Origin of the sequence: Streptomyces colwelliae (assembly GCF_048158785.1) — a bacterium.
Taxonomy (GTDB): Bacteria; Actinomycetota; Actinomycetes; order Streptomycetales; family Streptomycetaceae; genus Streptomyces.
This window is the reverse complement of record NZ_JBLTJC010000295.1, coordinates 1-13,045: the sequence shown is the minus strand read 5'-3', so window position 1 is coordinate 13,045 and position 13,045 is coordinate 1. Positions and strand designations below refer to the sequence as shown.

The following is a 13,045-nucleotide window of genomic DNA, read 5'->3' as shown; positions in this document are numbered from 1 at the left end:
CGGCCAGCCGTACCGTACGCGTCGCCTCCGCCTCGGCCCGTACGCCGTCCGCCGCCGCGTGCTCCTCGGCCTCGCGGCGGGCGTTCGTGCCGCGCTGGTCGACCAACTGCTCCTCGCGGCGGGCGAGTTCGATCTGGCTGTCCAGTTCGTTCTCGGCGATCGCGCGCTCCCGCTCGACGGCCACGGCCCGGCGTTCGTAGGTGGCCTTGTCCGCCTCCTGCTGGATCTGTTCGCGGGCCGGGGTGCGCAGCGCCCGCTCCACCTCGGGCTCGGGGCGGATCGCCATCACGCGGACGGCGACGACCTCGATGCCGGTGGCCGGCAGCCGCGGTTCGGCGCCGAGTCCCGCCGCGATCCGCTCCCGTACCGCCGTCACCCCGTCGACCAGCGCGGATGCGAGGGGTGTCCGGGCGAGCACGGCCAGCGCGTGCTGCTGGGCCGTCTCGGTGAGCAGGGTGCCGAGTTGTTCGAGCGGCGATCCCCGCCACACGCCCGTGTCCGGGTCGACCGAGAAGTCGAGGCGTGCGGAGGCGAGGGCCGGGTCGCTGATCCGGTAGGTGACGGTCGCCTGGACCGCCACGTCCTGGAAGTCGGACGTACGGGCATGGAAGGTCATGGCCAACTCCCGGTCGTCGACCGGCACTTCGGAGAGCGCGGCGGTCAACGCGCGGAACCAGAAGCTGAGTCCGGGTCCGTCGTGCAGCAACGTGCCCGAGCGGTGGTGCCGGATGTGCGCCGTAGGAGCCCCGCGCAGGTGGCGCCAGCCCAGGCGCCGGGTGATGTCGGCCATCAGAGTCCCTCAGATCCCGTCAGTTCCCGTGGGATCCGGTCAGACCCCGCATCGATCTCGTCAGTAAGACGATAATCGTGCGGCCCACTTGTCGTCAAGGGGACGAAAACAAGTGGCGGTGCATGGAGGGGTGGCGGTATGTGAAGTAAGGGGGTGAACCCGGCCGCGGATGGTCAGGATGGAGACATGGCACTCCATGTCGACTCCGAGACCGGGCGGCTTCGCCGCGTCATCCTGCACCGGCCGGATCTGGAGCTCAAAAGGCTCACCCCCAGCAACAAGGACGCCCTCCTCTTCGACGACGTGCTCTGGGTGCGCCGGGCGCGCGCCGAGCACGACGGCTTCGCGGACGTGCTGCGCGACCGGGGCGTCGCCGTCCACCTCTTCGGTGACCTGCTCGCCGAGTCCCTGGCGATCCCGGCGGCCCGCGCGCTCGTCCTGGACCGCGTCTTCGACGAGAAGGAGTACGGCCCCCTCGCCACCGACCACCTCCGCGCCGCCTTCGAGGCCCTGCCCGCACCCGAACTGGCCGAGGCGCTCGTCGGCGGCATGACCAAGCGGGAGTTCCTGGAAGCCCACGCGGAGCCGACCTCCGTCCGTTTCCACGTCATGGACCTCGACGACTTCCTCCTCGCCCCCCTCCCCAACCACCTCTTCACCCGCGACACCTCCGCCTGGATCTACGACGGCGTCTCCGTCAACGCCATGCGCTGGCCGGCCCGGCAGCGCGAGACCGTCCACTTCGAGGCGATCTACCGGCACCACCCGCTCTTCCGCGCCGAGAAGTTCCACGTCTGGTCAGAGGGGCAGGCCGACTACCCGTCCACCATCGAGGGCGGCGACGTGCTCGTCATCGGGAACGGCGCGGTGCTCATCGGCATGAGCGAGCGGACGACCCCGCAGGCCGTCGAGATGCTCGCGCACAAGCTGTTCGCCGAGGGGTCCGCGCAGACGATCGTGGCGCTCGACATCCCCAAACAGCGCGCCTTCATGCACCTCGACACGGTGATGACGATGGTCGACGGCGACACCTTCACCCAGTACGCGGGGCTCGGCATGCTCCGGTCGTACACCATCGAACCGGGCGTCGGCGACAAGGAGTTGAAGGTCACCGACCATCCGCCGGAGCACATGCACCGTGCGATCGCCGCCGCCCTCGGGCTGAGCGGGGTCCGCGTCCTGACCGCCACCCAGGACGTGCACGCGGCGGCGCGCGAGCAGTGGGACGACGGCTGCAACGTCCTCGCCGTCGAGCCCGGGGTCGTCGTCGCCTACGAGCGGAACGCCACCACCAACACGTATCTGCGCAAGCAGGGCATCGAGGTGATCGAGATCCCCGGCAGCGAACTGGGCCGGGGTCGGGGCGGGCCGCGCTGCATGAGCTGCCCGGTCGAACGGGATGCCGTATAGAAATTCTGTGCATCGTATAGAATTCCAAAAGTAAGCACCTGTTCCCCGTACCCGTACCGATGGAGCGCCCCCATGGCGACAGTCCCGACCGCCCTCGCCGGCCGCCACTTCCTCAAGGAGCTGGACTTCTCCGAGGAGGAGTTCCGCGGTCTGATCGAGCTGGCCGCCGAGCTGAAGGCCGCCAAGAAGGCCGGGGGTGAGACGCGGTACCTGTCGGGCAAGAACATCGCGCTGATCTTCGAGAAGACCTCGACGCGCACACGCTGCGCGTTCGAGGTCGCCGCGGCCGATCAGGGGGCCTCGACGACCTACCTCGACCCGTCGGGCTCGCAGATCGGGCACAAGGAGTCCGTGAAGGACACGGCGCGGGTGCTCGGCCGCATGTTCGACGGCATCGAGTACCGCGGGGACAGCCAGGCGGCCGTGGAGGAGCTGGGTGCGTACGCCGGTGTGCCTGTATACAACGGGCTCACCGACGACTGGCACCCCACCCAGATGCTCGCCGACGTGCTCACCATGACCGAGCACAGCGCCAAGCCGCTCAAGGAGATCGCCTTCGCCTACCTCGGTGACGCGCGCTTCAACATGGGCAACTCCTACCTGGTCACCGGCGCGCTGCTGGGCATGGACGTACGGATCGTCGCCCCGAAGTCGTACTGGCCCGCCGAGGAGATCGTCGCCGCCGCCCGCGAGGTCGCTGAGCGCAGCGGCGGGCGCATCACGCTCACCGAGGGGATCGAGGAGGGGGTGGCGGGCGCCGATTTCGTCGTCACCGACGTCTGGGTCTCCATGGGCGAGCCCAAACAGGTCTGGGACGAGCGGATCACGGCCCTCGCGCCCTACGCCGTGACCATGGACGTCCTACGGGCCACCGGCAACCCGGACGTCAAGTTCCTGCACTGCCTGCCGGCCTTCCACGACCTCGGCACCAAGGTCGGCCGCGAGATATACGAGACCCACGGCCTCGACTCGCTGGAGGTCACGGACGAGGTCTTCGAGTCCGCCCACTCGGTCGTCTTCGACCAGGCGGAGAACCGACTGCACACGATCAAGGCCATACTGGTCGCCACCCTGGCCTGACCAGGCCTTATGGCGTATGGCCATGTCGTACGGCCATGTCCTGCGGCGGCTATCCCGCCGGGTGCCACTGCGGCGGTACGACGGGCAGCCGGAACCACACCGCCTTGCCCGACTCGGTCATGCGGTGGCCGCACGACGAGCTGAGGGCGCGGATCAGCAGCAGGCCGCGCCCGTGCTCCTGCCAGGGGTCGGGCTCCTCGGCGACGGGCTTCGTCAGACTCCCGGGCGGCTCCGGGTCGGCGTCGTGCACCTCGACCTGGCAGCCGGTGGGCAGCAGCTCGACCACGAGCTCTATGGGGGCGTCACCGGCGGTGTGCTCCACCGCGTTCGCGACCAGTTCCGCCGTCAGCAGCTCCGCGGTGTCGCTGTCGGCCGTGTGCTTCACCTCGGACAGAGCCGTACGGACCAGTGCGCGGGCCACCGGCACGGCCGCGGCGGTGTGCGGCAGTGCGATGCGCCAGGAGGCGGAGGCGGAAGGGCGTTCTTGCAAGGCGGGTCCGTTCATGGAGCAGGCTGTCCTGCTTTCAACTATATGTATGGTACGGCGCCCTTTGTCAGAGTCTCTCGGCGGGCACCGGACGGGACCTTCGGCCCCGGTACCGAGCGGCATACCCCGTTCAACGGCCGCTTCCGCGCAACAGCTCCCGTTGTTACCGCGCTATTGACGTCTCGTGACGGATGCGACGGCGACAGGTCATTTCGACAGGGCACGAGAAAGCCCTCGGGCCCCGCTCGAAGCGGGGCCCGAGGGCTTTCTGCGGAAGAGGATCAGGCCAGGTCGGCCATCCCCGCGGTGAGCGTCGCGCCGTCCGCCGGGTCGATCACGAGGAACGCGCCCGTGCGGCGGGAGACCGCGTAGTCGTCGAGCGCGAGCGGCTCCGCGGTGCGCAGGGTGATCCGGCCCAGGTCGTTCGCGGTCAGCTCGGCCGCGCCGCCGAGGTCCTTGATGATTGCCTTGACCGTGCGGGTCGTGTGGCGCAGCAGCACCCGGTCGCCGACCCGCAGCGGGCGGTCGGCCAGATGGCAGACGGCGGCCCGGACGTCCTGCGTGAGCGCGGGGCCGTCGGCCCCGGCGGTGATCATGTCGCCGCGCGACACGTCCCGTTGGTCGGCGAGCCGCAGACTGACCGACTGGGGCGCGTACGCCGCGTCGGCCCCGGTGCCGAGCACGGAGATCCCGGTGATCTCGGAACCCTCCCCGGAGGGATGCACCGTCACCCGGTCACCGACCCGCAGCGAGCCGGACACCAACTGGCCCGCGTACCAACGGACTTCGCCGTCCCGGATGACGTACTGCACGGGAAAACGCGCCGGTGCGTCGGACGGGTCCGCGCCGACCGGGACGTCCTCCAGGAACTCCAGCAGGGCCGGGCCCTCGTACCAGTCCATGTGCGCGGAACGGTCCACGACGTTGTCGCCGACGAGCGCCGACACCGGGATCGGCGTGAAGCCGGGCAGCCCCAACTCGGCCGCGTGGCCCGCGAATTCCTCGACGATCCGCTCGAACACCGGCTGCTCGTACCCGACCAGGTCCATCTTGTTGACGGCCAGGACGACGTTGGGCACCCGCAGCAGCGCCGCTACGGCGGCATGCCGCAGGGTCTGTTCCACGACGCCGTTGCGCGCGTCGACCAGGATGATCGCCAGCTCGGCGGTGGAGGCGCCGGTGACCATGTTGCGGGTGTACTGCACATGGCCCGGGGTGTCGGCGAGGATGAACCGCCTGCGCGGGGTGGCGAAGTAGCGGTACGCCACGTCGATCGTGATGCCCTGCTCGCGCTCGGCGCGCAGCCCGTCCGTGAGGAGGGCGAGGTCGGGGGCGTCCTGACCGCGATCGGCCGACACCCGCTCCACCGCCTCCAGTTGGTCGGTGAGCACCGACTTGGAATCGTGCAACAGCCGCCCTACGAGCGTGGACTTGCCGTCGTCGACCGAACCGGCCGTCGCGAACCGCAGCGTGTCGATGGTGGTGGTGCTCATGTCTAGAAGTACCCCTCGCGCTTGCGGTCTTCCATCGCGGCCTCGGACATCTTGTCGTCGGCACGGGTGGCGCCGCGCTCGGTGACCCGGGAGGCGGCGATCTCGGTGATGACCTGCTCCAGCGTGACCGCGTCGGAGTCGACGGCACCCGTGCAGGACATGTCACCGACGGTCCGGTACCGGACCTGGCGCTTCTCGACGTTCTCGCCCGCCTTCGGGCCGCCCCACTCGCCGGCGGTGAGCCACATGCCGCCGCGCGCGAACACCTCGCGGTAGTGGGCGAAGTAGATCTGGGGGAGTTCTATGCCCTCGCGGGCGATGTACTGCCAGACGTCCAGCTCGGTCCAGTTGGACAGCGGGAACACGCGGACGTGTTCGCCGGGTGCGTGCCGGCCGTTGTAGAGGTTCCAGAGTTCGGGCCGCTGCCGGCGGGGATCCCACTGCGAGAACTCGTCGCGGAGGCTGAACACCCGTTCCTTGGCGCGGGCCTTCTCCTCGTCACGCCGTCCGCCGCCGAAGACCGCGTCGAACTTCTCGCTCTGTATCTTCTCGGTGAGCGGCACGGTCTGGAGCGGGTTGCGGGTCCCGTCGGGGCGTTCGCGCAGCACACCGCGGTCGATGTAGTCCTGTACGGAGGCCACATGGAGGCGGAGTCCATGTGCGGCGACCACACGGTCGCGGTACTCAAGGACCTCGGGGAAGTTGTGTCCGGTGTCCACATGCAGCAGCGTGAACGGCACCGGCGCGGGCGCGAACGCCTTCAGCGCCAGGTGCAGCATGACGATCGAGTCCTTGCCGCCGGAGAAGAGGATCACCGGCCGCTCGAACTCACCCGCCACCTCACGGAAGATGTGCACCGCCTCGGACTCGAGAGCGTCCAGGTGGGAAAGGGTGAAGGCTTCTGTGGTCGGCACCGCGCTCACACCAACCCCCGCTCGGACAGCACCGCGTACACCGCGTCCGCCGACTCCTGCGGGCTCTGCACCTGCGTCGGCAGGGTGAGCGCGGGGTCCGTGGGCGGCTCGTACGGGTCGTCGACGCCGGTCAGGCCGGTGAGGTGACCCGCGGCCTGGCGGGCGTAGAGGCCCTTCACGTCGCGCTCGCTGCACACCTCGACGGGGGTCGCGACATGCACCTCGATGTACGGCGTCCCGCTCGCCTCGTGGCGCTTGCGGACGGCCTCGCGGCTGTCGGCGTACGGGGCGATGACCGGGACGACGGAGAGCACGCCGTTGCGCGCGAGCACCTCGGAGACGAGGCCGATGCGCTGCACATTGGTGTTGCGGTCCTCCCGGGAGAAGCCGAGGCCGGCCGAGAGGAAGCGGCGTATCTCGTCGCCGTCGAGGACCTCCACGCGATGTCCCTCGGCTTTCAGACGTGCCCCGAGATGCTGGGCGATCGTCGTCTTACCCGCGCTCGGCAGTCCGGTGAGCCAGACGGTGGCTCCCTGAGCCCTTGCCGTGGTGGTCATGCGCAACAGTCCTCTTTCTTACCCGACGAGCGACGTCGTCGAAGGCTAGGTAAGAACTCTGAGAGGACCTGCTAAAGAAGCTGAGGTTTAGCTGAGTGACTGGTGGTGCGCAAGAGGTTACGGGCCCTTGCCATGAACTGTTCATAATCGATTCCAGGCTGATCCGGTGTCCCGGTGTCCCGGTGTCCTGGTGGCGTCCCGGTGTCACACGCCCGCGAACGTCGCCCCTGCGTCCCGCAGCCGCTCGTGCAGCGCCCGGAACACCGCCGCCGAGCGGGCGCCCGGCCAGTCCCGGGGGAGCAGGCCCGCGGGCAGCCCGGGGTCGACGTAGGGGAGATGGCGCCAGGAGTCCAGGGCGAGGAGGTAGTCGCGGTAGGCGTCCTCGGGCGGGGTGTCCGCGCGCTGCTCCCAGTCGTGCAGCACGCGCGCGTGGCGGTCGAGGAACGCCTGGTGCTGTGCGGCGATCGCGGGCAGGTCCCACCAGCGGGCGACGGCCTCTGCGGTCGCCGCGAAGCCCAGGTGCTCGCCGCGGAAGAAGTCCACGTACGGGTCGAGCCGCAGCCGCTGGAGGATGTGCCGGGTCTCCTCGTACAGGCGGGCGGGCGCGATCCACACGCCCGGGGCGGCGGTACCGAAGCCGAGGCCGGCCAGCCGGGAGCGCAGGACGTGCCGCTTCTGGCGCTCCGACTCGGGTACGGAGAACACCGCGAGCACCCAGCCCTCGTCGTCCGGGGGAGTGCTCGCGTAGACGCGTCGGTCGCCGTCGTCGAGCAACTGCCGTGCCTCGGGCGAGAGTTGGTACCCGGCGGCGCCTTCCGCCGTACGGGCGGGCAGGAGCAGCCCACGCCGTTTGAGGCGGGACACCGACGAGCGCACGGAGGGCGCGTCGACGCCGGCCGCGGCCAGGAGCCGGATCAGTTCCGCGACCGGAACAGGGCCGGGCACGAAGCGGCCGTACGCGCCGTAGAGCGTGACGATGAGAGACCGTGGAGCATGCTGGTCGGACACGTTGATCATCTTAGGCCGACGGCATCGCTGCTGGTCACCTCGGGTGCGCAAGCTGAACTTCTACGGTTGGAAGATCACCGTGGGCAGCGCGTCCGGGAAGTCGGTCGAGCGGGAACGGTCAGGCGGCGACGGCGAGTTGGTCCGCCGGTACCCGGTGCGGGGCGACGATCCGGCCGTCGGGGAGAAGGGCGCCCGTGTCGTCGAAGACGATCGCGCCGTCGCACAGCAGCGTCCAGCCCTGCTCGGGGTGGGCGGAGACGATGTGCGGGGTCTCGGTGATGGCGTTGGTCACGGGGCACGAGGACTGGTGGGAACACATGGCGTACCTCCACGTCGGATGCGATCCGTTCCGGCGGCTCCGTCGCCGCCCCGCATCGCATATACAGACCATCCTCCCGCCGCGAACTCATCGGAACCGCCCGCTGTGAAGCGTGACAACACGCGGACAACACTCGGACGGTTCCACGACGCTCGGTGCGGACTCGCCACCTAAGGAGTGACGACACGACAGTCCGTGCGGACTCGCCACCGAAGGAGTGAGGGTCACGGGAGTCGGGGCAGTGGCCCGGTACCAGTGGAGCTCCCAACTCCAGGAGGTATTCCCATGTCCCTGCGTTCCGTCCTCGGTACGGCGGCCGGTGCCGCGCTGCTCCTGCTGGCCGCCGCCCCCGCCGCGACCGCGTCCGCCGGCCCGTACGAGACGGTGACGGTCGACCCGACGGGCCGTATCGCCCCGGACGGCACCGTCACCCTCTCCGGCACCTACCGCTGTCTCGGCAACTCGGGTGCCGCCTTCGTCAGTTCCTCCGTCGTCCAGGGCGACTCACCGGTCCGGCACGGCATCGGCGGCACCCGCGCGGTCTGCGACGGCGTGGAGCACGCCTGGGAGAACTCGGGCAAGCCCTCGTCCGACCCGCTCACCCCCGGCACGGCCCAGGTCGAGGCGACGGTGATGGAACTCTCCGCCCAGGGCGGCCTGCCGCTGCCGCGCTTCCACGCGACGCACCGGCAGGACATCACCCTCACGGAGGGCTGAGCCCGCGGCGTCCCCGCGCCTCGCAGCCCGCCATACGACTCCGGCCCGACCCCAAGTGGGGCCGGGCCGGAGGCAGTTGGATCCGTCAGTGCTGGGTGTTGCTGGCCCAGATCGCGGTCGAGCCGCCGGAGTAGATCACCATGTTGCCGTCGCCCTGGAGCCGGAGGATCGAGCCGTTGTGGCCGGCGGTGTTGCTGGCCCAGACGGGCTTGTTGCCGGAGGTGTAGACGACGAGGTTGCCGTCCGCCTGGAAGACCGCGTGGTAGTTCGAACCGAAGGTCATGGTCGCCCAACGGGCCTTGTTGTTCTCGTCGTAGAGGACGAAGTTGCCGTCGGTCTGCATGCGCAGCCGCGCGTTCTTCGCGTTGATGGACTGGCCCGCCTTCAGTACCCGGGTGGCCGTGACGAGGACGTCCGACGGATAGCTGGACTTGGTGGTGGAGCTCGATTTCGTCCCGGACTTGGTCGTGCCGGACTTGGTCGTCGTGGACTTCTTCGTCGGCTTCGCCGCCGCGGCCGGTTTCTTCGTCTTCACCGTCGTCGGCTCGCTCACCGGCTGCGCGACGGTCCCCTTGCCCGGGGAGGTCTTGTGCGGGGCGGCCTTCGACGTGGTGTGCGGGGCGGGAGCGGACGGGCTGCCCGAGGCGTACGCCCCGGCGCCCTGTGTCGCCGCGCCGTCGCCGAGGATCGTGCCCGCCTGGTCGGCGACCACACGGTCGTGGCTCTCCGGCGTCCGGTCCCGGCTCATCAGCAGCCCCGGTACGGCGATCAGCAGTGCGCCGAGCACCGCCGCACCGGCCAGCAGCGGGCGGCCGGGGCGGCCGACGGACGCGGCCGCCGTGTCTCCGGGAGTGGGCCCGTCGCCCTCGGGGGCGCTCGCGGCCAGCGCCCCGACGGGCGCCTCGGCCTCGACCTCCTGCCGCGCGGACCGGGCGGCGGCAGCGGATTCAGGACCGGCCGGTCCCGAGGGGCCTGAGGGTTCTTCTGCCGTACGGCCGCTACCGGCGAGTGCCTCGGTCTCCGCCGTCGACGTCGCGGGGCGGCTCAGCTGTGCTGCCACGGCCTCCGCCGAGAGTTCCGCCGCGACGGACTCCGCGGAGCCGGTCCCGGGTGAACTGGCAGCTGCTGGCCGGGACTTGGGCTCCTCGCCGGCCGTGCTCCCCGCACCGCTCGCCGGGGTCGACGCCGTGGCGGTCTCCCCGGCGGACGCCGCCGATGCCGAAGTCGATGCCGTCGGGTCCGCCGCCGTCGCTTCCCCGGCCGGGGCGCCGGTCACGGAGTTCTCTGCCGCGTTCTCTGCCGCCGTTTTCCGCGCGGCCGGTCCGGTTCGGTCTGTCATCCGCCCTGTCCGCTCTCATTCGCCCAGCAGTTCGTCGTACGTCTGTGTGCGCAATCCTATTCACGTCCTTTCACGCTGATGCGCCAACAGCGGTTCCTTTCACCGGAGTTAACAATCGTCACGCACAAGCTCCGGCGCTGGTACGGGTGTTGCGCAACAGCCCATAATTCGCCGTACGGCACTGTTGTGCCGCACGTGCGCACCCGCTCCGAACGTTCCGCTTTCCGGACCGGAGTGGGAACGCGCGTGCGGGGACGGCATGATGGGGTTGCCGCAACCGACAGGTGCCGACACGAGGAGGTCAGCTGAGTGCGCCAGGTACTGACGGTCTGTCCGGAGGGCACCGGGGACGCCCGGACGATCGGAGAGGCCCTGGCCAGGGCGCGCGGGGGCGCGGTGCTGAGTGTGCGCCCGGGGACGTACGAGGAGAATCTCGTCGTCACCACCCGGGTCACCATCGTCGCCGAACAGGCGCGCGGCACCGTCCGGTTGGCACCGCGCAAGGGCATCGTGATCTCGCTGCGCGTGGACGCGGTGATGCTGACCGACCTCGTCGTGCAGGGCCAGGACGAGGAACAGCCCGCCGTGGACGCCTCGCACGGGCAGGTCGCGATGCAGGGCTGTGATCTGTCCGGTGCCTCGTGGACGACCGTACTGGCGCGCAACTCGGGCTCGTTGGCGATGCGTGAGTGCCGGGTGTCCAACCGCACTGGCGCCGGTGTCGTGGTCACCTCGGCCACGGAGAGTTCGCTGGAGTCCTGCACCTTCGAACACTTCGGCACCAGCGGGGTGGTGATCAGTGAGCGCGGCCGGGCGACCCTGCGCGGCTGCACGGTGCGCGACGCGCGCGGCAACGGAGTGCTCGCCAACGGCGACGCCCAGGGCTCCGTCGAGGACTGCGACCTGGCCTCAACGGACAAGCCCTCGCTGGCACTTGAGGAGCGCAGCGCGATCCGGGTGCTGCGGACCGTGATCCGCGACACCTCGATCGGCGTGCATGTGACCAGCGCCGCCCGTTGCGAGCTGGAGGAGGTGCGGGTCACCGGCAGCAGCGGTCCCGGCATCATCGTCTCGCACGGCAGCGATCCGGTGCTGGTCCGCTGCCGCACCGCCCGCACCACGGGCAACGGCCTGCTGGTGACGGACCGTTCGCGCGGCACCTATGAGGACTGCTGGCTGACCGGCGCCCAGATGGCGGCGCTGCGGGTGGCCGGAGCCTCCTCGCCCACGCTGACCTCGCTGACCGTCCGGGACGGCGAGTCGGACGGCGTACTCCTCGAAGAGGACTCGGCGGCCGAGCTGGAGCGCGTGGAGATCATCGACGTCAAGGGCGCCGGTGTGGTGATCCGCGGCAACGCCAACCCGCTGGTGCGGCGCGCCCGGATCACCGGCGCGGGCGGCTGCGGTGTGTCGGTGCGCGACGGCGGGCGCGGCCGGGTGGAGGACTGCACGGTGGAGGCGCCCGGCGGCGCGGGCGCGGAGGTCGCGGCGGGCGGCAACGTCTATCTCGCGGGATTCAAGGTCAACACCCCCGGCGGTGCCGGTCTGGAGATCGGCGGCGAGGGCACGGCCGCGCTGCGCGACGGCGAGCTGGTCTCGGCCGGCGGCTGCGGTGTACTCGTGGACACCGGCGGCGAGTTGACGGCGAACCGGGTACGGACCGCCGCTTCCGCCGAGCACGGCTTCCTGGTCCGCGACGGCGGCCGGGCCTCCCTGAACGGCTGCGAGGCGGCCGGCAACGACCGCGACGGCATCCGCGTCGAGTCGGAGGCACCGGTGTCGGTCGTGGGCTGCACGGTGCGCGACAACCGCGGCGGCGGCCTCGTACAGGCCAAGGCCGGCGGCCGGCTCGCGGTGGAGAACCTCACCAGCACCGGCAACGAGTCCCGCGACGCCTGGGGCTTCGGCGAGGCCGAGGGCACCGACCCGGCGGGCACCGTGTCCGCCTCCGAGGGCCCCGGCCGGCCCGACGGACCGATGGCCGCGCTGGAGAGCCTCATCGGCCTCGACAACGTCAAGGAACAGGTCCGCACCCTCGTCAACCTCACCCAGCTGGCCGCGCGCCGCGCCCAACTCGGCATGTCCGCACCGCCGATGAGCCGCCACCTGGTCTTCGCCGGTCCCCCCGGTACGGGTAAGACCACCGTGGCCCGCCTCTACGGCACGATCCTCGCCGAGCTGGGCGCCCTGCGCTCCGGACACCTCGTCGAGGTCTCCCGCGCCGACCTCGTCGCCCAGGTCATCGGCGGTACGGCCATCAAGACCACGGAGGCCTTCGAACGGGCCCTGGGCGGTGTGCTGTTCGTCGACGAGGCGTACACGCTCACCGCCGACTCCCGCGGTTCCGGCGCCGACTTCGGGCGCGAGGCCGTCGACACCCTGCTGAAGCTGATGGAGGACCACCGCGAGGACGTGGTCGTCGTCGCGGCGGGCTACTCCGACGAGATGCGCAGCTTCCTCGGCTCCAACCCCGGTCTCGCGTCCCGCTTCTCACGCACCGTCGAGTTCGAGAACTACTCGGTGCCGGAGCTGGTGGAGATCATGGAGAGCATGTGCGTACGCCACCAGTACGCACTCGCCGACGAGACCCGGCACGCCCTCGCGGTGCACTTCGAACGGATACCCAAGGACGCCGGGTTCGGCAACGGCCGTGCCGCACGGCAGGTGTTCGAGGAGATGGTGGACCGGCAGGCCGTACGGCTGTCCGCGCTCACCGACGTCACCGAGCAGGACCTCTCCCTGCTGCTGCCGCAGGACATCAGCGAGGAGGCGGCCCGTACCGCCGCCGACGGCCCGAACGCCGTCGACCCCGGCGACGACGCGCTGAGCAGGCTGGACGCGCTCGTCGGACTCCACGCGGTCAAGCGGGACGTCACCGACCTCGTCAACCTGGTGTCGACGGCCAAGCAGCGCGAGGCCGCCGGACTCCCG

The 13,045-nt window shown here is 70.6% G+C and carries 12 protein-coding genes; 4 read left to right on the top strand and 8 right to left on the bottom strand.

From position 1 onward, the window contains the following. Nucleotides 1-790, bottom strand: a 790-nt coding sequence (locus tag ACNFOC_RS39985) for an SPFH domain-containing protein (protein WP_416963913.1), incomplete at its 3' end; no start/stop codon positions are given. 186 nt (nucleotides 791-976) lie between these two features. On the opposite strand from ACNFOC_RS39985, the gene ACNFOC_RS39980 reads away from it, so the two are divergent. Together ACNFOC_RS39980 and argF are read left to right on the top strand one after the other, a co-directional pair. Further along, nucleotides 977-2,200, top strand: coding sequence for an arginine deiminase (locus ACNFOC_RS39980; RefSeq protein ID WP_416963912.1), 1,224 nt, complete (start codon nucleotides 977-979; stop codon nucleotides 2,198-2,200). A 72-nt stretch (nucleotides 2,201-2,272) separates the two neighbouring features. Beyond that, on the top strand, nucleotides 2,273-3,280 hold the full coding sequence (gene argF, locus ACNFOC_RS39975) for an ornithine carbamoyltransferase (protein WP_416963911.1): 1,008 nt from the start codon (nucleotides 2,273-2,275) through the stop codon (nucleotides 3,278-3,280). Between the two features lie 49 nt (nucleotides 3,281-3,329). On the opposite strand, the gene ACNFOC_RS39970 is transcribed toward argF, so the two are convergent. From ACNFOC_RS39970 to ACNFOC_RS39945, 6 genes are all read right to left on the bottom strand, one after another. After that, on the bottom strand, nucleotides 3,330-3,785 hold the full coding sequence (locus ACNFOC_RS39970) for an ATP-binding protein (protein ID WP_416963910.1): 456 nt from the start codon (nucleotides 3,783-3,785) through the stop codon (nucleotides 3,330-3,332). Between the two features lie 263 nt (nucleotides 3,786-4,048). Continuing rightward, entirely contained in the window at nucleotides 4,049-5,260 is a 1,212-nt protein-coding gene (cysN, locus tag ACNFOC_RS39965; RefSeq protein WP_416963909.1) for a sulfate adenylyltransferase subunit CysN, read from the bottom strand. 2 nt (nucleotides 5,261-5,262) lie between these two features. Then, nucleotides 5,263-6,183, bottom strand: a complete 921-nt coding sequence (cysD, locus tag ACNFOC_RS39960; RefSeq protein WP_416963908.1) for a sulfate adenylyltransferase subunit CysD — start codon at nucleotides 6,181-6,183, stop codon at nucleotides 5,263-5,265. Further along, a complete protein-coding gene (gene cysC / locus ACNFOC_RS39955) occupies nucleotides 6,180-6,731 on the bottom strand; it encodes an adenylyl-sulfate kinase (protein ID WP_416963907.1) in 552 nt (183 codons plus the stop codon). The genes cysD and cysC overlap by 4 nt, the downstream gene beginning before the upstream one ends. Before the next feature lie 204 nt (nucleotides 6,732-6,935). Then, complete coding sequence (locus tag ACNFOC_RS39950) at nucleotides 6,936-7,748, bottom strand: PaaX family transcriptional regulator (protein ID WP_416963906.1); 813 nt, start codon at nucleotides 7,746-7,748, stop codon at nucleotides 6,936-6,938. A 109-nt stretch (nucleotides 7,749-7,857) separates the two neighbouring features. Next, complete coding sequence (locus ACNFOC_RS39945; protein WP_416963905.1) at nucleotides 7,858-8,058, bottom strand: DUF5999 family protein; 201 nt, start codon at nucleotides 8,056-8,058, stop codon at nucleotides 7,858-7,860. Nucleotides 8,059-8,343: 285 nt separating this feature from the next. Between ACNFOC_RS39945 and ACNFOC_RS39940 the strand changes: the two genes are divergently transcribed. After that, entirely contained in the window at nucleotides 8,344-8,775 is a 432-nt protein-coding gene (locus ACNFOC_RS39940) for a DUF6299 family protein (protein ID WP_416963904.1), read from the top strand. 85 nt (nucleotides 8,776-8,860) lie between these two features. Here ACNFOC_RS39940 and ACNFOC_RS39935 read toward each other — a convergent pair whose 3' ends face one another. Further along, nucleotides 8,861-10,114, bottom strand: a complete 1,254-nt coding sequence (locus ACNFOC_RS39935) for a hypothetical protein (RefSeq protein WP_416963903.1) — start codon at nucleotides 10,112-10,114, stop codon at nucleotides 8,861-8,863. Nucleotides 10,115-10,423: 309 nt separating this feature from the next. Here ACNFOC_RS39935 and ACNFOC_RS39930 point away from each other — a divergent pair. Then, on the top strand, nucleotides 10,424-13,045 hold a 2,622-nt coding region (locus tag ACNFOC_RS39930; protein ID WP_416963902.1), incomplete at its 3' end, for a right-handed parallel beta-helix repeat-containing protein.